This is a genomic window from Aquimarina sp. Aq78 (assembly GCF_900299525.1).
Lineage (GTDB): Bacteria > Bacteroidota > Bacteroidia > Flavobacteriales > Flavobacteriaceae > Aquimarina.
This window is the reverse complement of sequence record NZ_OMKA01000023.1, coordinates 194,126-213,570: the sequence shown is the minus strand read 5'-3', so window position 1 is coordinate 213,570 and position 19,445 is coordinate 194,126. Positions and strand designations below refer to the sequence as shown.

The 19,445-nt window shown below is 32.2% G+C and carries 23 protein-coding genes; 19 read left to right on the top strand and 4 right to left on the bottom strand.

From position 1 onward, the window contains the following. Nucleotides 1-80: 80 nt before the first annotated feature. Genes DG435_RS14110 through DG435_RS14100 form a run of 3 tightly spaced genes read right to left on the bottom strand, consistent with a single transcriptional unit; the run spans nt 81 to nt 1,567 of the window. A complete protein-coding gene (locus DG435_RS14110; RefSeq protein ID WP_106792909.1) occupies nt 81-440 on the bottom strand; it encodes a TfoX/Sxy family protein in 360 nt (119 codons plus the stop codon). A 2-nt stretch (nt 441-442) separates the two neighbouring features. After that, the gene (locus tag DG435_RS14105) at nt 443-1,159 is read right to left on the bottom strand and encodes a DUF2461 domain-containing protein (RefSeq protein WP_159025603.1); all 717 of its coding nucleotides are present in this window, start codon (nt 1,157-1,159) and stop codon (nt 443-445) included. Nucleotides 1,160-1,204: 45 nt separating this feature from the next. Continuing rightward, nucleotides 1,205-1,567, bottom strand: coding sequence for a VOC family protein (locus DG435_RS14100; protein WP_074405598.1), 363 nt, complete (start codon nt 1,565-1,567; stop codon nt 1,205-1,207). A 92-nt stretch (nt 1,568-1,659) separates the two neighbouring features. On the opposite strand from DG435_RS14100, the gene DG435_RS14095 reads away from it, so the two are divergent. The 19 genes from DG435_RS14095 to DG435_RS14005 all read left to right on the top strand — a co-directional run bounded on the left by DG435_RS14095 (nt 1,660) and on the right by DG435_RS14005 (nt 15,697). Then, nucleotides 1,660-3,051 (top strand): hypothetical protein, encoded by a 1,392-nt coding sequence (locus DG435_RS14095; RefSeq protein ID WP_106792911.1) that lies wholly within the window; start codon nt 1,660-1,662, stop codon nt 3,049-3,051. A gap of 134 nt (nt 3,052-3,185) precedes the next feature. After that, a complete protein-coding gene (locus tag DG435_RS14090; RefSeq protein WP_106792912.1) occupies nt 3,186-4,010 on the top strand; it encodes a class I SAM-dependent methyltransferase in 825 nt (274 codons plus the stop codon). Between the two features lie 51 nt (nt 4,011-4,061). Continuing rightward, the gene (locus DG435_RS14085; RefSeq protein WP_106792913.1) at nt 4,062-4,631 is read left to right on the top strand and encodes a trans-aconitate 2-methyltransferase; all 570 of its coding nucleotides are present in this window, start codon (nt 4,062-4,064) and stop codon (nt 4,629-4,631) included. 86 nt (nt 4,632-4,717) lie between these two features. After that, nucleotides 4,718-5,089 carry a helix-turn-helix transcriptional regulator gene (locus DG435_RS14080; protein ID WP_234387107.1) on the top strand — a complete coding sequence of 124 codons (372 nt, stop codon included), beginning with the start codon at nt 4,718-4,720 and terminating at the stop codon, nt 5,087-5,089. Further along, on the top strand, nt 5,082-5,540 hold the full coding sequence (locus DG435_RS14075) for an SRPBCC domain-containing protein (RefSeq protein ID WP_106792914.1): 459 nt from the start codon (nt 5,082-5,084) through the stop codon (nt 5,538-5,540). Before DG435_RS14080 ends, DG435_RS14075 begins: the two co-directional genes overlap by 8 nt. A gap of 82 nt (nt 5,541-5,622) precedes the next feature. Then, nucleotides 5,623-5,853 (top strand): DUF1059 domain-containing protein, encoded by a 231-nt coding sequence (locus tag DG435_RS14070; RefSeq protein ID WP_234387108.1) that lies wholly within the window; start codon nt 5,623-5,625, stop codon nt 5,851-5,853. Between the two features lie 5 nt (nt 5,854-5,858). Next, nucleotides 5,859-6,299: a GNAT family N-acetyltransferase gene (locus DG435_RS14065; protein ID WP_106792916.1), complete on the top strand. Its 441-nt coding sequence runs from the start codon at nt 5,859-5,861 to the stop codon at nt 6,297-6,299. An 82-nt stretch (nt 6,300-6,381) separates the two neighbouring features. Beyond that, nucleotides 6,382-6,969 (top strand): helix-turn-helix domain-containing protein, encoded by a 588-nt coding sequence (locus DG435_RS14060; RefSeq protein ID WP_074405604.1) that lies wholly within the window; start codon nt 6,382-6,384, stop codon nt 6,967-6,969. Between the two features lie 107 nt (nt 6,970-7,076). Beyond that, nucleotides 7,077-8,729 carry a serine hydrolase gene (locus tag DG435_RS14055; RefSeq protein ID WP_106792917.1) on the top strand — a complete coding sequence of 551 codons (1,653 nt, stop codon included), beginning with the start codon at nt 7,077-7,079 and terminating at the stop codon, nt 8,727-8,729. Nucleotides 8,730-8,855: 126 nt separating this feature from the next. After that, nucleotides 8,856-9,413, top strand: coding sequence for a TetR/AcrR family transcriptional regulator (locus tag DG435_RS14050; RefSeq protein WP_106792918.1), 558 nt, complete (start codon nt 8,856-8,858; stop codon nt 9,411-9,413). An 80-nt stretch (nt 9,414-9,493) separates the two neighbouring features. Further along, on the top strand, nt 9,494-9,940 hold the full coding sequence (locus DG435_RS14045) for a GNAT family N-acetyltransferase (RefSeq protein WP_106792919.1): 447 nt from the start codon (nt 9,494-9,496) through the stop codon (nt 9,938-9,940). A 17-nt stretch (nt 9,941-9,957) separates the two neighbouring features. After that, complete coding sequence (locus tag DG435_RS14040) at nt 9,958-10,728, top strand: hypothetical protein (protein WP_106792920.1); 771 nt, start codon at nt 9,958-9,960, stop codon at nt 10,726-10,728. A 37-nt stretch (nt 10,729-10,765) separates the two neighbouring features. Continuing rightward, nucleotides 10,766-11,350, top strand: coding sequence for a Crp/Fnr family transcriptional regulator (locus tag DG435_RS14035; RefSeq protein WP_106792921.1), 585 nt, complete (start codon nt 10,766-10,768; stop codon nt 11,348-11,350). Nucleotides 11,351-11,437: 87 nt separating this feature from the next. Then, nucleotides 11,438-12,301 (top strand): MBL fold metallo-hydrolase, encoded by an 864-nt coding sequence (locus DG435_RS14030; protein WP_106792922.1) that lies wholly within the window; start codon nt 11,438-11,440, stop codon nt 12,299-12,301. A gap of 131 nt (nt 12,302-12,432) precedes the next feature. Next, nucleotides 12,433-12,870 (top strand): GNAT family N-acetyltransferase, encoded by a 438-nt coding sequence (locus tag DG435_RS14025; protein ID WP_106792928.1) that lies wholly within the window; start codon nt 12,433-12,435, stop codon nt 12,868-12,870. A gap of 132 nt (nt 12,871-13,002) precedes the next feature. Next, nucleotides 13,003-13,752: a molybdate ABC transporter substrate-binding protein gene (gene modA / locus DG435_RS14020; protein ID WP_106792929.1), complete on the top strand. Its 750-nt coding sequence runs from the start codon at nt 13,003-13,005 to the stop codon at nt 13,750-13,752. Between the two features lie 3 nt (nt 13,753-13,755). After that, entirely contained in the window at nt 13,756-14,154 is a 399-nt protein-coding gene (locus tag DG435_RS14015) for a molybdopterin-binding protein (RefSeq protein ID WP_108840626.1), read from the top strand. Further along, nucleotides 14,154-14,825 carry a molybdate ABC transporter permease subunit gene (gene modB, locus DG435_RS14010; protein ID WP_024770022.1) on the top strand — a complete coding sequence of 224 codons (672 nt, stop codon included), beginning with the start codon at nt 14,154-14,156 and terminating at the stop codon, nt 14,823-14,825. Before DG435_RS14015 ends, modB begins: the two co-directional genes overlap by 1 nt. Further along, nucleotides 14,822-15,697 carry an ATP-binding cassette domain-containing protein gene (locus DG435_RS14005; RefSeq protein ID WP_106791517.1) on the top strand — a complete coding sequence of 292 codons (876 nt, stop codon included), beginning with the start codon at nt 14,822-14,824 and terminating at the stop codon, nt 15,695-15,697. The genes modB and DG435_RS14005 overlap by 4 nt, the downstream gene beginning before the upstream one ends. Before the next feature lie 152 nt (nt 15,698-15,849). On the opposite strand, the gene DG435_RS14000 is transcribed toward DG435_RS14005, so the two are convergent. Continuing rightward, on the bottom strand, nt 15,850-19,272 hold the full coding sequence (locus tag DG435_RS14000) for a fibronectin type III domain-containing protein (protein ID WP_159098263.1): 3,423 nt from the start codon (nt 19,270-19,272) through the stop codon (nt 15,850-15,852). Nucleotides 19,273-19,445: the final 173 nt, after the last annotated feature.

Sequence of the window (19,445 nt, the reverse complement as noted above, 5' to 3'; positions counted from 1 at the left end):
TTTTTTAAGCCGATTTTAAGATATTATACCCTGGTAAAAATAGCTAGAACACAATTAATTTAAAGTAATCCAGGTTGATTTTATTTCTTCTTGCTGCTTTTTGCAAAAGGGTTAAAATCTAAACACAATTGCACCCAATACTCCAGATCTTTATCCAGATCAAAACCATCGGGGGTAACAAAAACAAAACCTTTCATGGGTCTACCTGTAAAATCCATCGGCTGGCATCCTTCTTTTTTCATACCTTCTTCGGTTGCATCTATCCCTATTCGCGCCATTAGCAGATCCATTTCCTTTTTCTTACTAAAATGGATTCCACAACACATTTTATTATCGACCATGAAACATAACCCTCCCATCATTTTCTTTTCATAGAAATCTGCCTTTTGTTCTCTAAAAATCTGTCGAATACGATCTGCTATAAATTCATTGTATGCCATAGTTACTGAATTGCTTTTGATAAATATTCATTAATAGGGCGCATCGTTTGCCAATACATCATCATTTCTTCGATCAAAGTAGCACTACTAATCAGGCCAGGGGTTTCTTCTCCAACAAAATAGAACTGCTTATTAGCAATTAAAGGTTCTTTTTCACATGCCTCCTGCCATTCTTTGGGGATTCGTTTCATTGTTTCGCCTCTAATTTCTCCAAATTTCTGCACAAAATCCTTATCCTCTAATAAATTCCTAAATGTCTTAGGTGATTTATTAATTGTTGCTCTTATATTATGTAATTGTTCTTTTGACGGGCTAAAACACCCACCCATGACACCTACCATTTCTGGCGAAAAACGTAAAAATATACCAGGGATACTTTTGTCTTTACGCCCTTTACTCGAAATAAAAGCTGTGTAATGTAAGTTATATGGAGACTTATCTTTAGAAAAACGAATATCTCTATTGATTCTAAGTACACAATCCTTAGGTTCAATTTGCAAATTCGGTTCCAGTTGTTGTATTTCCCTTATCATTTCACCCACAAATGCCTCGAACGGTTTTTTAACACTGGTTTCATATCTTTTTTTGTTTTCATGAAACCAGTCTTTATGATTATTCTTTGCCAGCTCTTTAAAAAAAGCTACAAAATCTTCTGTAAAATAGCGCATCAATACGGTAATTAAAATTAGTAAAAAGAACAAATAAGTATCTCTTGCCACATTGAACCTTTTGACTTTGTTCAATGTGACAAAACATACAAAATACTACTTCATAGAATGAAAAGCCACTCTATTCCCTTCGGTATCCAAAAAAATGGCCATATATCCATTTTCTCCCAGTGAAGTTTTTGGCATTAAAATCTTGCCTCCTGCTTTTTCTACCCTAGCCAAAGGAATAGATAGATCATCACCACCATTAAGATAAGCAAACGTACCTTCTTGTGAGGGTTTATTGCCATTACCATGAGTAATACAACCTCCCACGCCTCCATCTTTATATGGAAAAAAAGCCATTTTAAAATCCATCTCCATAGGTTGCAGTTCGGCTTCTAAAAGTGCATTATAAAATTGTATTGCTCTTTCAAAATTAGTGCTTGGTATCTCAAACCAGCTAATCGCATTTGACATGATGTTATAATTTATTGGTTTCTAATATCTCAAAGGTAAGTGATCATATGTATCAAAAAAATTATACTTTTACAAAAACATAGGTTTCTAAAATGAAAAAAAACGAAGAATTATTTTACCTTATCCAATCGTTGTCTAAAAGTGAAAAGCGATATTTTAAATTAAGCACGCAAGGAAATGAATCTTCAGAATACTTAAATCTTTTTGATGCAATAGAAGCTCAAAAAGAATATGATGAAGCTCAAATTAAAGCTCTTTTTAAAGACAAAGCATTTGTAACACAATTAACGACAATAAAAAACTATCTAAAACAACGTATTCTTCAATCGTTAAGAAATTATCACTCTCGAATTTCAAAAAACGCTGAGCTTATGGACATTATTCGTAATGTAGAAATTCTATTTCACAAAGGCCAGTATACCATCTGTTTAAGCGAATTAAATCGAGCCGAAAAAAAAGCAAAAAACTTTCAGCAGGATGTTTTACTTTTTCACATACAAGATTGGAAAAGAAAAGTACACCAGGCATTATATCCTCAGGATTTTGAGACATTTAAAACTATTATTCAAAAACAAAAAGAAACACTCGAATCTACCAATGAATATATCAGTCTTTTATTGGCCAATATAGATCCCACTCAATTCTCATTATCACATAAAAAAAGTGTTTCGTTACAAAACAAAACGCTCAAAACACTACATAAATACAGAAAACAACTCCTTACCAAACATACAGACAAAGCAAAACAAACTCTAGAAGATCTCATCAAAGAGTGGGAACAAAACCCTGAGCTGTTAAGAGAATACTTTGCAATGTATTTTTCTATTAACAACAACCTTCTTGGTTTTCTTGTATTCAAAAAACAATACAAAGAGGCGTTTGTAAGAATTTTACTTTTAAAACAAAAAGCACATACCATTGGCACTATTTCTGCGGCTTTGATTAAAGAAAAATTAAGACTCTATAACATTGAACTTGAAATTCACAGAAATCTAAAAGAGCTACATACCACTCACGAGATTATTGATGAAATCCAAAATTTTATTGAGCTACATAAAACTCTTGTCCCTAATAATTATTGGCTATCTTTTCGTTTTCAATTTGCAAATATTTATTTCTTAAAAAAGGATCACAAAAAAGCATTACAATGGATTAATGACATCCTTAATCATCAAACCAAAAAAGATCGAAAAGATTTAATCACTTACACCTATTGGCTAAACCTATTGGTTCATTATGAGCTTGGCAATGGGTTTACATTACGATATTTGATAAATTCTATGAAAAAATATCTTAAAAAACAAAAAAACATAGTTTTCTATGAAAAAATCGTATTAAAGTTTTTATCAAAAACTGTCGAATATGATGTTATAGAGAAAAGAAAAGCTTTTATGGTGCTTAAAGAACAGCTCGAGGAACATCCAATTCCTGGTCATATATTAGGATATGTTGATTTTAAAGAATGGGTGTATAGAAATTGCTAACTTCTTGAGAAAGAATCAAAAAGTGATGTGCATGCAATGTCATAGTTTTCTACTACATCACTCCTTTTTACTATCTTAGTTCTCACACAGCAAAACAGTGGATAAACCACTTGCACTAATTTGAAACAAGAAATATGGGGGCTTTAACTTCACAAATTGAAAACCATTATTATCGACCTGATTTATATGATGATATTTTAAATCGCCTCAAAGAAATGGGAGTCGATATAGAAAATGTTACCCGAAAAGATATAGCCAGTGTCGATGAGTTTCATGTGAGAGGAGCAGAAGTCTCTAGCGAATTAGCAAAAACAGTTAGTGTAAATAACGCTAAACTATTAGATGTTGGATGTGGTATTGGGGGACCGTGCAGGATGTTGGCTGATGAATTTAACTGCAAAACAATTGGTCTTGATTTATCCGAAGAATTTGTAAAAACCGCAACTAATCTATCTAAGCTTGTTGGTCTAAATAATAGTACAGAATTTATTCAGGGAGATGCAACTAATTTACCTTTTGAAAACAAATCGTTTGATGTAGTTTGGACACAACACGTACAAATGAACATTAACGACAAATTAAAATTTTACTCTGAAATAGATAGAGTATTAACTAACAAAGGAACCTTTATTTATTATGATATTTTTAAAAAAGGAGGTAACGAAGTAGACTACCCAATGCCCTGGGCAAATGAATCAAAAATAAGTTTTCTTGAACAAATTTCTAAAATGGAATCTATTCTTGATACATTGGGATTACAAAAAGAACGATCTTCTGACCAAACTGCTAACGGAATTATATTCTTTGAGAATCTATTAAAAAAGATAACGCAATTTGGGCCACCAAAATTAGGACTGAATGTCTTAATGGGAGCATCTACAAAAGATAAAATCACTAATTTATTAAGAGGGCTTAAAGAAGAAAAAATCATCCTTCAGAGTGGAGTCTATAAAAAATAAATATAGTACGTACCAATAACACCTGTAGTACATTAGAACTCACAATTAATCATGACAGGAAAGTATTATAAAACAAAAGAATCAGTCGAAGAATATATCAGGTTAGCAAAAGATGTTAATGGAAAAATCTTAATTGAAAAACTTAAACAAGTTTTGCCTTCCAATTCAACGGTACTCGAAATTGGTTCGGGCCCTGGTACAGATTGGAAAATCCTAAACAAATCATATGATATTACTGGTTCTGATAACTCAACCGAATTTCTGAATCATCTGATCTCCAAAAATCCCAATGGAAAATTCCTTGAGTTGGACGCTATTACTTTAAAAACAGATAAAAAATTTGATGGGATTTATTCAAATAAGGTATTACATCACTTAAATGATAATGAATTGATCGACACTGTTAAAAGGCAATATGAAATTTTAAATTCCAATGGAATAATATGCCATTCTTTTTGGAAAGGAGAAGGTTCTGAAGTTTTTAAAGGTCTTTTTGTAAATTATCATAACGGATCAACACTTAGAAAAGCCTATCTAAAGTATTTTGACATTCTATCTATCAGTGATTATAATGAGTTTGAGGATAATGATTCTCTTTTGTTAATCGCAAAGAAAAAATAATACTCGCTCTCTGCTTTAACTACTACTCTCTCATAACTAATTCTATTTGTTAACTACAATTTCTTATAAAAAAATTGCGTAACCAAATGATTACATTTATATTTGTAACCAATCAGTTACCTAAAAACATGAGAAGAGATGTCTTTCAAGCAATAGCCGACCCGGTTAGAAGAGAAATTATAGAATTACTGGCAGACGAAACATTAACTGTAAATACGGTAGCCCAAAAATTTGACGTTAGTCGCCCTGCAATTTCAAAACACTTAAAAATCTTGAAAGAGTGTGGAATAATAACTATTAATAAACAAGGGAGAGAACGGTTATGCCAAATCCAACCCAGAAACCTTATCCCCGCTTTCTTATGGATAGAACAATATCGGAATCTGTGGGAAGACAGACTGGATTCTTTCGAAAATTATTTAACCAAATTACAAACAAAAAATAAAGAAAATGAGTAATCGAAGTGAAGCAAACAATCGAACTGTAACTCTAAAAAGAACCTTTAATGCTCCTATAAAACTAGTTTGGGAAGCCTGGACTCATCCCGAACATATCGCTCAATGGTGGGGGCCAAAAGGAATGAACACAAAAGTAATTGAGCATGATTTTAGAGTTGGTGGCAAGTGGAAATATACCATGCAAATGCCAGATGGGAACGAATTCATTTCTGATGGTGTGTATTTAGAAATTGTTGAGTTCGAAAAAATATGCTCTTCTGCAAATTTCAAACCCATGACAGAAGGTGTAGAAATACAAGCTCTATTTGAAAAAAACGGAGACAAAACTAATTTTACTTTTAATGTCATACATCCAACAGAAGAATATTGTGAACAACAAACAAAAATGGGTATTATGAATGGTTGGGGTTCTGTTTTTGATAGACTTGGGGAGTTTCTTGAAGAAAAGTAACAATTTTTATGTGAAATATTAAACACACATGAACCAAACAAAAAGCGAAATCAAATAGAACTAGTATTTAATCATGAAAACAATGACTTGCAAACAGTTAGGAGGAGCATGTAACAAAGAATTTCATGCCAATACGTTTGAAGAAATAGCCGAAATGAGTAAAAATCACGGTACAGAAATGTTTCAGAAGGGTGATAAACCACATCTTATAGCGATGAATAAAATACAAGAACTCATGAAATCTCCTGAAGCTATGAAAGAATGGTTTGAAAATGTTAGAAAAGAATTCGATACGTTACCAGAAAACGAATAAGTAACATGTTTGAAGAGATTAAAATAAGAGAACTACATAAATCTGATGCATTTTCAATAGCTGAACTTTCTGTACAACTTGGCTATCAAATTGATGAATCTTTAATTACAAAACAGATCACTTTAATAAATTCTAATAAAGATCATTTTGCATTTGTAGCTGTTTTAAATACAATAGTTATTGGATATATACATGGGTTTATTTCGATTAGATTAACATCTTCTCCTTTTTTGGAAATCGGAGGACTTATCGTTAGAAAAGAGTATAGAAGGAATGGAGTTGCCAGTACTTTGATCGAGTATCTAGAAAGTCACGCTAATGATTATAAAACCGTTAGGGTAAGATGTAATGTGAAAAGAGAATCTGCTCATCAGTTTTATTTAAATCAGAATTATATCGAGAAAAAAGAACAAAAAATATTTGAACGAACACCAGATAAACCTTAAATTAAACTGCTTAGAATTAAAAAAAGTCACTTCAAAACCTATGTTTTTGACATAAGAACATAAGGAGACTTAAAACAACACCATGGATACAATAACGGTAAAAGAAAAAGTTAAAGAAGCTCGTTTGGCCAAAGGTTTATCTCAAGAAGCATTAGCCGAAATGTCAAATATTTCTCTTAGAACCATACAGCGAATTGAAAAAGGTACGGTTACACCACGTCTTTTTACGCTACAAACGCTAGCAAAAAAACTAGATATAGATATTTCTAATTTGACCGTTAAAAAACCCAACATACAGAATTTAGCAAATGAAATATCTATTCTTAAAAAAATGAATTTATCTATTCTAGCGACATTAATTATCCCTTTAGGTAATATCATTATTCCGCTTATGATTTGGAAACTAAACGGAACATTAAAAGATTTAAAACACTTAGGAGGTAAAATAATTAGTTTTCAAATCATTTGGACAGTAGCTACCATATTTTCCTTCTTTCTGGTTGTTTTCCTTAATAATCTTATCACAGGAAATGCCGGAGACGGACTCTACATCGCTCTAATCGTTTACTTATTCTGTTTAGCAATTAACATTTTTATCATCTCTAAAAATACCATTCAGTTAAATAATAAAAATATTCTTACCATGTCATTTATACCTAATTTCTTGTAGTTAAGCACAAAAATTTCAATGAATGACATAAGAATGTCATAGTTCTGACATAATACATCTCTTAGCACTCACATACATTTGTTTCAAATAGTCAAAATGAAACAAATATGATTCATCTATCATCACAAAAAACAATTCGAATACTATTATTCATAGTAGTTATAGCCCTCTTTTTTAATTCATGTAGTGATTCTCCAAAATCACTAGATACACTAATGCAAGAGTATTCTGAAAATGGAAGAAAAAAAATCAGTAGTCCTTTTAATGGAGTTATTCTGGTTGCGAAAAAAGGAAAAATAACTTTTAAAAAAGCTTATGGACTAAAAGACCGAGAACAAAATATACCAAACATTGTAGATACCAAATTTCCAATCGGATCTGTAACCAAACAGTTTACAGCAATGTTAATAATGCAACTAGTTGAAGAAGGTGTTTTAAAATTAGAAGATTCTGTATCAACACATTTACCTTATTTCCCAAAAGAATTAGGAAATAAGATAACAATTCATCAATTGTTATCACATACTTCTGGATTACCACATTATGAAGGTATTTTAAAAACTGGAATAACTCAAGACGCTTTTATATCTACTGCTTATACTCCCAGAGAATTGGCAATACTAGTAGGGAAAGTAAAACTAGCCTATACACCAGGGACAACATTTTATTATAGTAGCTTAGGGTATATGCTCTTAGGAGCTATTTTGGAAGAAGTTTCAAAAAAACCCTTTTCAGAATTACTTGAAACAAAAATAACAAAACCATTAGGGCTAAAAAACACCGGATATGAAACTAATGAATTTATAAAAAATGAAACTGCAAAAGGCTATTCTTTTATTGAAGATGAAACCTTTCGTATGATTTTTATGAAATATGGAGGAAATTTTAATAATGTACCGTTTAGAGATCAGTCTAATATATATGCTACCGGAGGGATACACTCTACAGTTGATGATCTATTTATTTGGAGTGAAGCCATTAAAACAAACAAATTATTATCAGCCACTTATACCAAAAAAATGTTAACCCCAAATAAGCATGGTTATTGTTATGGTTGGATTCGCAATTGGGACGATCTGATCGAAAGAAACACCAAGATAAAAATGTATACTCATGGTGGCGCCCTTCATGGCCATCGCTCATCAATAAATATGTATGATGATGACACAACAATTATATTTCTCTCGAATATAAATCCAATTAAAGACAGAGAAATAATACATCAATTATACTTATCAGCACATGGCCTTGAAGATATTTATAAAGTGAAAGGGTATCCAGACAGAAGTTCTTTAAACGAATTTAAAAAACATGGGGGTATTAAAGCATTGAATAGCTATTTTGAAAAACTATCAGAGTTATGTGGCTATAAAGTGTTACCATCAGAAACTTCTGTTGGACATATTATGTATCTCTATTATCAAAATGGGAACCAGAGAATTGCAGATAGTTTAAAACAGTCTTTTTTAAAAAATTATAACCCTACCGAGAATTCTATAAATAGATTAGGCTATAAATTCCTTGATGATAATTGTGAATTAGCAATTAAATTTTTTAAAGAAAACACAAAACGATATCCTAATTCACCAAATGTATGGGATAGCTTAGGCGAAGGTTTTTTAGTGTGTGAAAGTTATAAAGAAGCAATTACTTGTTATTCAAAAGCAATTGAATTAGGAGAAAAAACAAATCATCATAGCGTAAAACTATTTAAAGAAAATTTACAACATGCAAAAAATAAATCAGAAACTAAAAAATGAATCAATCATTGAAAGCCATAAATATGTCGTAGAAGGTCATAAAGTAAAATTATACGGTTTTATATTGTAATCCATGAAGTGTTACCGAACGTTTGGTAAAATATTATTTATTTGTACATTTGCCCTATGAGACCACAAAAAGTAAATGATCAGGATTTATTAGAAGGCTTAATGTCTGTTATTCGTTCAAAAGGCTATGACGGTTCGAGTCTTAATGATCTGGCTGGTTCATCGGGCCTACAGAAAGCAAGTTTATATCATCGTTTCCCAAAAGGGAAAAAGGAAATTACTTCTGTTGTTCTGGATTATGTAGAAAAATGGGCCGCTGATAACATTCTTTCTCTTCTATCTGATACTACTATACAACCCGACAAAAGGCTTGAAAAAGCAATCATAAACATAGATCATCTTTATGGTGGAGGCGAAAAGACATGTATTTTAAGAGCATTAATAATGGATTCGAATCTCGAATTATTTGGAAAGCAATTAAATCAAATTATGATTCAATGGATTACAGGTTTTAGTACTTTAGGAATTGCATTTGGTTTATCAGAAAGTGACGCAAAAAATAAAGCAGAACAAACCTTAATTTTAATACAAGGGAGCTTAATTGTATCCAAAGCCACATCAGATCTCTCCCTTTTTCAAAAAACTTTGACATCTATAAAAACTATGTATGTTTAGTATAAAATTATACCACTTAGAGTAGAAAGACACATAAGATAAAACTCAATATTTAATGATTGTTATCCAATACCTCAAATATGCGTAACAAAGAAGTAGAAATAAGAAGAGCCAAAGGTTCTGATTTTTTATCTATTCATCGTTTTATTGAAATATTAGAAAATCAAACCTTCAAAAAAGAAAAGCAAGAAAAAATTTTTCTAGAAAATCTAAATAACCAAAATAACATATATCTTATTGCTGAAGTTGAAAATGAAATTGCTGGATTTTTAAGTTGTCACGTTCAAAATTTACTTCATCATAATGGGTTGATTGGTGAAATTCAGGAAATGTTTGTAACAGAAAGTTGTCGTGGTTTAGGAATCGGACAAAAACTAATAGATCACCTCAAAAGTATAGCCAAAGAAAAGGAAATAATTCAACTTGAAGTTACTTCCAATATTAAAAGAGAAAATGCCCATAGCTTTTACGAAAATCAAGATTTCATAAATACTCACAAAAAATTTGTTTGTAAATTCAGTAAATAAAAAAAGTGTTAACAATCATGAAAAAAGTATTCTTCTTGATATTGATCTTGTTTCTATGCTCTAAAGTATTTAGCCAGGCAAAAACCATTCATGTATATGTGGCTTTATGTGATAATGAGAATCAAGGAATTGTTCCTGTTCCGGCAAAATTAGGGAACGGAAAAGACCCAAAGCATAATTTATATTGGGGTGCTGGTTATGGGGTAAAATCTTTCTTTAAGTTTAAAGCAAAAGACTGGAAGTTGGTAAAAGATTTTGAAATAGATGATCCGGTATTACTAGATAGAGTTTTATTTAAACATAGTACCAAAAAAATCTATCTATTAGCTGATGCCTATGATGGTGCAAAAATCCAAACCTGCATTGAAGATTTTCTATTGGCCTCTAATTCTCAAAATCCTATTTCGATCGAAGTAAACTCAGAAACATTAAAATTTGGTGGTGATTCTGATTTACTCGCATATATCGGTCATGATGGCTTAATGGAATTTAACGTAGATATTTCATACAAGAAAGAGGTTATTAAAAAAAGAGAGGTTATAGTTTTGGCATGTTATAGTCAGAAGTATTTTTCAAAAGAAATAAAACGCGCAAAAGCAAATCCTATTTTATGGACTACACATTTAATGGCTCCTGAAGCATATACATTGAAGTCAGCAATCGATGGTTGGATTAAAAATGAAACTGGGAAACAAATTGAAGAAAGAGCGGCTCAAACGTATCATGCGTATCAAAAATGTGGTATAAAAGGAGCCAGAAATCTGTTTACCACAGGGTTTAAAAAATAATTTGTTTAAGATATTACCTGTAAACCAGAAATAGAAAATGCCATATACTCTTCTTAAGGAAAATATAGATAAACACATTCAATTTTCTGACTCAGAATTTGAGACCTATAGTCATTTCTTTTATCCAAAGACTATTTCTAAAAAAGATTTTTTACTTAGACAGGGTGATGTATGTCGATTTGAAGGTTTTGTAACCAAAGGTTGTTTTCGTGTGTACACGATAGATAATGATGGAAATGAAAATGTTTTATATTTTGCTGTCGAAGATTGGTGGGTGACCGACATAGATAGTTTTACAAATCAAGCCCCTGCTCTATTATCAATTCAAGCCCTTGAAGACAGTGAAGTTTTATTGATCAATAAAAAAGACAAAGAACTACTGTATCAGCAAATGCCTAAAGTTGAAAAGCTATTTCGTATTATGTCACAAAAAACTTTGGTTTCTTTACAAAGAAGGTTGATACGAAATCATTGCTATACAGCAGATGAACGTTATCTGCATTTTATTAAAACCTATCCAAAAATAGCACAAAAACTTACCAATTTACAGATTGCAGCTTACTTAGGAATCTCACATGAGTTTGTAAGTAAAATTCGAAAAAAGATCGCTTCAAAAAAATAATCAAGATACTCACAGTTATTGAACTAGTTCAATGTTTTTGAAAACTGATGTATGCAACTTTGTACCATCATTTAAAAGAACATTAAAATGAACAAAATCAATTTTTTAATAACAATACTATTAATTTCAATAACAATGAGTAGTACAGCACAAAACCTAGAATACAAAGTGTATCGGGCAGACGAAAACAGTTTTCACATCGCTTCTGTTTTAATTTATGGAGAAAAAGATGCGGTTCTTATTGATTCGCAATTCACACTTTCTGATGCACATAATGTAGTTGCAGAAATCCTAAAAAGTGGTAAAAACCTCACAACCATTTATATAAGTCATGGAGATCCTGATTATTATTTTGGGTTAGAAGTATTTAAAAACTCTTTCCCAGATGTAACCATTTATGCCAACGAGTATACGCTATCCCACATCAAAAAAACGTATGAAAAAAAGTTACAGATTTGGGGTCCAAAACTAGGGAACAATGGAACGAAAAAAGTTATTTTTCCAGAAATATTAAAAGGGAATACGATAGATCTCGAAGGTCAATCTATAGAAATAAAAGGTCTTAATGGCTCTACTCCAGAAAGAACATTTGTCTGGATTCCATCTCTAAAAGCAATTGTAGGAGGTGTAAATGTATATAACAATCTACATCTATGGATAGCAGATGCGAGTACTACAGAAAAACGCGTTGCCTGGTTATCTGTTTTAGAAGAAATGGAACGCCTTAACCCAGAAGTTGTTGTCTCTGCACATGCCTTAGATAACAACAACTTAAATCGTAATGCTATTACCTATTCTAAAAATTACCTAATTGCTTATCAGAAAGAAGAAGTAAAATCAAAAAACTCTGAAGAACTTATTGCTGCCATGCAAAAATTGTATCCAAATGCAGGTTTGGATATAGCACTTCAATTGGGTGCTAAAGTGGTAAAAGGTGAAATGAAATGGTAAATTTCTTTTGATAATAATACACAAATAATAGCGGTTTAAGTTCACTCTTAAATCGCTTTTTCGTTTAATTTCGGTACTTTGCATCCTCAAAAGCAATGGATTCGATCATATGGCAGGTCAAAACTAAAAATATGGAAGTATTTAAGGAAAATTATAGCATCTCAACAGATAAGAACAAGTTGGATGTTTTATTGATATATAATTTTCTAACAAATGAATCAGGATGGAGTGATGGTATTTCATATGATGTAGTAAAAGTATCAATAGAGAATTCTCTTAATTTTGGGCTTTATTCTGGGGAGAAACAGATTGGGTATGCAAGAGTGATTTCGGATTATTCAACAATTGCTTATTTAGGAGATATTTTTATCCTCAAAGAGTATAGAAAATTAGGGTTAAGTAAATGGCTAATGGAAACCATCATGGGGCATCCTAATTTACAAAATTTAAGACGTTGGATTTTGTTAACAAGTACTGCCGAATGGCTATATGAAAAGTATGGATTTACAAAACTTCCAAAACCAGAAATTTATATGGAGAAATTTGATCCTAATGTGTATACAAAATAAACAGCAACGGTTAATACTATAAAAACTACTTTAGATAAAAAAGTAACATAGATAGTACTCGACCTCTACATGTGGTTGCTCTTTGAGTTGTTATCTTTACAGAAAAGTAATACAGGAGAACAGTTACAAAAAATGAAAAAAGCAATATTCATACTTCTTATATATTTGATAACAGCATGCCAGCAAAAATCAGAGAGAAAATTAACTATTGCTGTAGCTGCAAATATGCAATTTGCAATGAAAGAGTTATCCAAAACTTTTACAGACCAAACAGGTATTTCCTGTGATCTTATTATAAGCTCATCGGGAAAATTAACCGCGCAAATTAAAGAGGGTGCTCCGTTTGATGTATTTGTTTCTGCCGATATAAAATATCCAAAAGAATTATTTGATACAGGTTTTGCGATCAAAGCACCTAAAATATACGGCTACGGAAAATTGGTTATGTGGTCAATGATTGATACTATTGATCCATCTCTAGAAACCCTCAAAAGTTCGAAGATACATCATATTGCAATTGCAAACCCTAAAATGGCTCCCTATGGCCTAGCTACAATAGAAATTTTAAAACAACATAACCTTTATGAAGACATAAAAGATAAATTGGTATACGGAGAAAGTGTTTTACAAACCAATCAGTTTATTATTTCAAGATCAGCAGAAATTGGTTTTACTTCAAAATCCGTAGTTTTATCTCCAGAAATGAGCAATAAAGGCAATTGGATTGATCTAAAAGATACAGATTACTCTGCAATCGCTCAAGGAGTTGTTATTCTTAACCGGAATAATCAAGAAAATGCAGAAAAGTTCTATGACTTTTTATCTTCTGCAGATGCAAGAAGAATTCTCGAAAATTTTGGTTATTCAGCAAAAGAAAATTAATCTATGAATGTTCTACAGGGAGAAATAACGTCTATAAAAACTAATGGCAGTTTATCATTGGTTACTGTTGATGTTGGAGCTGTTTTTTTTAATACTATTATAATAGAAACACCTGATACAGCTCCTTATTTAAAACAAGGAAATCATATTAAAATGATTTTCAAAGAAACAGAAGTAATTGTTGGAAAAGGGATAGAACATTCTATAAGTATACAAAACAAAGCAATCGGAGAAATTATTAATATAAAAAAAGGACAATTATTAAGTACGTTAACTATTGATTCTACCATTGGGCATCTAACAGCGATCATTACTTCTGATGCTGCTGATCAATTGCAATTAGAAATTGGCGAAAAAATCACAGCCATGATTAAAACCACCGAAATAATGTTATCAGAATGATGGATTGGCAACCTTTAGTATTAACGTTTAAACTGGCATTAGTTACCACGCTTTTGTTATTGGTTATTTCTGTCCCTTTATCCTATTGGCTTGCTCATACAAAATCAAGAGTAAAACCATTCTTAGAAACTCTGGTAAGTATGCCTTTGGTTTTACCTCCAACCGTCTTAGGATTTTATATGTTAGTAGCTTTTAGTCCTGCAAATGCTTTTGGAAGTTGGTTAAACGAGTATCTGGGCATACAACTTATTTTTTCGTTCCAGGGGCTTGTTCTTGCATCGGTTATTTATAGTTTACCGTTCATGGTACATCCTATTCAAGCTGGATTTTCAAATTTGCCTTCATCAATAACAGAAGCATCTTACGTGTTAGGAAAATCTAAAATCACCACTCTTTTCAAAGTATTACTTCCTAATATAAAACCATCATTACTCACAGGAGTTGTATTGGCTTTTGCTCATACCATTGGCGAATTTGGTGTAGTATTAATGATCGGTGGTAATATGCCAGGAAAAACAAAAGTGGCTTCTATTGCTATTTATGATGAAGTAGAAGCTCTTAATTATGATGTAGCAAATTGGTATTCCCTCATTTTATTTGCAATTACATTTAGCATCTTATTGCTGGTATATCTGGTTAATGGTGGATATCTAAAAAGATTCTGGAAATGATACATATAGCTTTGCAAAAAAAATTAACGGCGGCAAATGGAGCAATGCAACTTGATATTAACATTAATATCGAGCAAGGTCAATTAGTTACACTGTATGGGGATTCTGGAGCGGGTAAAACTTCTATACTTAGAATGGTTGCTGGATTACTACAAACAGATGAAGGACTAATTACAGTGAATCAAAAAACATGGCTTGATACCAAAAAGGGAATTTGTCTAAAACCCCAACAACGAAAAATTGGATTTGTGTTTCAGGATTATGCTTTATTTCCTAATATGACTGTAAAAGAAAATCTTCTTTTTGCAGTAGAGAAAGGTCAAAACAAGGAAGTTGTTAATGAGCTCATAGATATTATCGAACTAGGTGATCTACAAGATCGGAAACCTAAAAATCTTTCCGGGGGACAAAAACAGAGAGTGGCCTTAGCAAGAGCATTGGTAAGAAAGCCTGAAATTTTAATGCTGGATGAACCTCTTTCTGCATTAGATATAAAAATGCGTACAAAGCTACAAGATTATATTCTTAAAGTACATAAGCAATTTAATTTAACTACTCTACTTATAAGCCATGAGATAGGCGAAGTTATAAAAATGTCTGATACTGTATTTAGTATTGAAAATGGAAAAATAATTAAACAAGGAAAACCTATTGAAGTATTTACTACGAAACAAGTAAGTGGGAAATTTCAGTTTTCGGGAGAAATAATTCAAATTAAAAAAGAAGATATAATTTATATTGTTACTATTTTGGTAGGTTCAAATTTTGTAAAAATAGTTGCTGAAGAAAACGATATTAAAACAATAGCTGTGGGAGACAAAGTAATTGTAGCTTCAAAAGCATTTAACCCTCTCTTACAGAAAATAAATTAATCACAATCTTAGTATCTAAAATACTATATTATAAAAGTTGAAAATGAATTCAAAAGAAAACAGCTATAGTTAAATGGTCACTATAGCTGTTTATAAATTCTGTAAACTAATTTAAATATAAAAGTCTATTTTTTTCAGTTTTTCATCTTTCTCTATTCTTTTACAAATCGAGTAACATGTTGTGTTTTATCAGAAGTAACTTTCAAAATATATGTTCCAGTTGGCAAGTGATCTACTTGTACAGAAGATTTAAAATAGCCACTAGATACTGTTTCTCCTAATAAATTATAAATGCTATAGGTTGCTTCTTGAGAAGGATTAAAAACAATGTTTAGTACACTTCCACTTATCGGATTAGGATACACACTCATCTTTTGTGGTGGAGCAGCTGAATCAAATTTGTTCGCTTGTTCACTACAAGATGAAACAAGTCTCCATCTTCTTGCACCACGTTCCCATAGATTACCTCTATATACCACTTGATCTCCTATATTATAACGTACTCCTGACACCCAAGTATCTACTCCTTCACAAAGATTAGCATCACATCTCCCTAGCCTAATCCATCCGTTGTCAGTTCTTTCGTAAACATAACTCCTGTAAATTACTCGATCTCCAACAGCATAATTTACTCCTGATACCCACACCTGTACTCCTTCACAGATATCTGTTGTACTTCCTTCTTTTGTAGTAACCGACACTGTGTTGCTAAATCCAGAAGTATTTCCTGCAGCATCTTTAGCCTTTACTCTAAACTCATACGTAGTATTTGCGGTCAATCCGGTAACATTATAAGAAGTACCATTAACACTGGTAATCTTTACATTTCCTTGATATACATCGTATCCAGTTACTCCAACATTATCTGTAGAAGCTCCCCATGATAAAGACAGTGATGTCTGTTCAACATTTGAAGCAGATAAGTTTGTTGGAACACTCGGAGCTTCGGTATCTGTAGCTTCTTTTGTAGTAACCGAAACTGTATTACTAAATCCAGAAGTATTTCCTGCAGCATCTTTAGCTTTTACTCTAAACTCATACGTAGTATTTGCAGTCAATCCGGTAACATTATAAGAAGTACCATTAACACTGGTAATCTTCACATTTCCCTGATATACATCATACCCTGTTACTCCAACATTATCTGTAGAAGCTCCCCATGATAAAGACAATGATGTCTGCTCAACATTTGAAGCGGATAAGCTTGTTGGAACACTCGGAGCTTCGGTATCTGTAGCTTCTTTTGTTGTAACCGATACAGTACTACTAAATCCAGAAGTATTTCCTGCAGCATCTTTAGCCTTTACTCTAAACTCATACGTAGTATTTGCGGTCAATCCAGTAACATTATAAGAAGTACCACTAACACTGGTAATCTTCACATCTCCCTGGTATACATCATATCCTGTTACTCCAACATTATCTGTAGAAGCTCCCCATGATAAAGACAATGATGTCTGTTCAACATTTGAAGCGGATAAGCTTGTTGGAACACTCGGAGCTTCAGTATCTGTAGCTTCTTTTGTTGTAACCGATACAGTACTACTAAACCCAGAAATATTTCCTGCAGCATCTTTAGCCTTTACTCTAAATTCATACGTAGTATTTGCGGTCAATCCAGTAACATTATAAGAAGTACCATTAACACTGGTAATCTTCACATTTCCCTGATATACATCATACCCTATTACCCCAACATTATCTGTAGAAGCTCCCCATGATAAAGATAGTGATGTCTGCTCAACATTTGAAGCGGATAAGCTTGTTGGAACACTCGGAGCTTCGGTATCTGTAGCTTCTTTTGTTGTAACCGATACAGTACTACTAAATCCAGAAGTATTTCCTGCAGCATCTTTGGCTTTTACTCTAAACTCATACGTAGTATTTGCAGTCAATCCGGTAACATTATAAGAAGTACCACTAACACTGGTAATCTTCACATCTCCCTGATATACATCATATCCCGTTACTCCAACATTATCTGTAGAAGCTCCCCATGATAAAGACAGTGATGTTTGTTCAACATTTGAAGCGGATAAGTTTGTTGGAACACTCGGAGCTTCGGTATCTGTACTATTTCCTTTAGGGTACTTCCCAGAAATCGAAAACAATCCTAAAGAAGAGTAATCAGAATAACCTGTAGACAGGTTTCCTTCTCCTACTCCATCTATTTCAATATAATATTTCCCACTTTGTAAAGTAGTACTTATAGATGCTTTTAAACCTTGTGGATCAGAGGATGTAACCTCTTCACTATTGCTATTTAATAATCTTGCTTTAATATTTAAATTTGGATGGTATGGATTTGGATCAAAAGAAAAATTTACCTCTCCTCCAGAAGTTTGAAAAGAGAATAGGTCTTTATCCGATGTTTTTTCAATGATTCCTTCATTATCTTCTTTAGATACATTTCCATTACTATCAGATATTAATTCTGTAGCACTATTTATAGTATTTCCATGATCATCGTTTTTATACCCGAAACCGTTTCTAGAATTTGAAATAATTGCTAAATCATTCTCAGTGTTATTAGCATCATTATATTCTCCTTTACTCCAGTGCCCTAATGTTTTATTAGCACTCCAACCCATGATTGGACTCCATTGCCCATGTCCTGAATAATATGTAGTTCCAGATTTTGTTCCATCGTGTCGTAACCCAAGAGTGTGCCCTACCTCATGAGATCCTGTTTCTCCTGCTGTTCTTGTTCCTAAGTTATATACCCAACATGGATCGTCAGAATTCCAACTAAAAGAATTGAGATACGCTACTCCTCCTGATCCAGGAGCTGCATCGTTTGTTGGCGTAAATATTGCCATCATTCTTTGATTTTTTGGAGTAGCATCAAACACATCTCTTCTGGTAGTCACATTTATATTAAAAGGGTTAAAATCATCTACCATAATTCTCCATACCGCAAGAATTTTTTCATCACTAAAACCAGCAGGTTTTGCATTAATTGTTCTACCTCCTACCCAACGAGTACCAGACACTACTTCTCCATCAAAATCAAGATAGATAACATGAGATGCCCCGGGAAGACTCTCTAATTGTATTTGTGCTTTTTGTGGGGTAATTACACCAGAATCATTATTAGCCGCAGCTTTTTCTTCTTCAAAATCTACGCATAGTATACTATGAATATCCTGATCGCTTGCTAATACTTGTCCTTTGTTATTAGTTGAAATCTTAAATGCTTTTTTCTGATCATAAAATATAATCTCCCCAGATATTTTTTCATCATTTTTAGTAAAACTAAAAACAGGCTCTGTTGTAGCATCTGATTTAGCCTTGTTAACTAATACATTACCAGTTACAAAGTATCCATCTACAATACTCTTTTTAACATTAATCTTAAGGTTATATGATTCTTTATCTGATAGCTTAATAGTAAAATTGCTATTTCTTGACTTATTCGAAAATACTGATTCTGAGAAGCTCTTTACGGTTCCCACAACAACTTCTTTCTTATCTTGCGCATAAGAAGAAAAAGAAAGAATCAATAGAAAGGTTGTCATACACATCTTTTTAAATATGCCAGAAAACATCCTCTCATTAAAGTTTAAATTTTTCATGATCATGAGGTTTAGGTAAGTGATTTGTGTTTGTGTTAGTTTAAATAAAAAAAATCATCACAAAAGTAACTTGTGTGCCTTCTAAAATTTAGTCTTATTTAGAATTCATCCGTATCCAATTAGAATTCGTTACATGATAGACAATAAGTGATTAATCAAAGGAAAATTTCCAG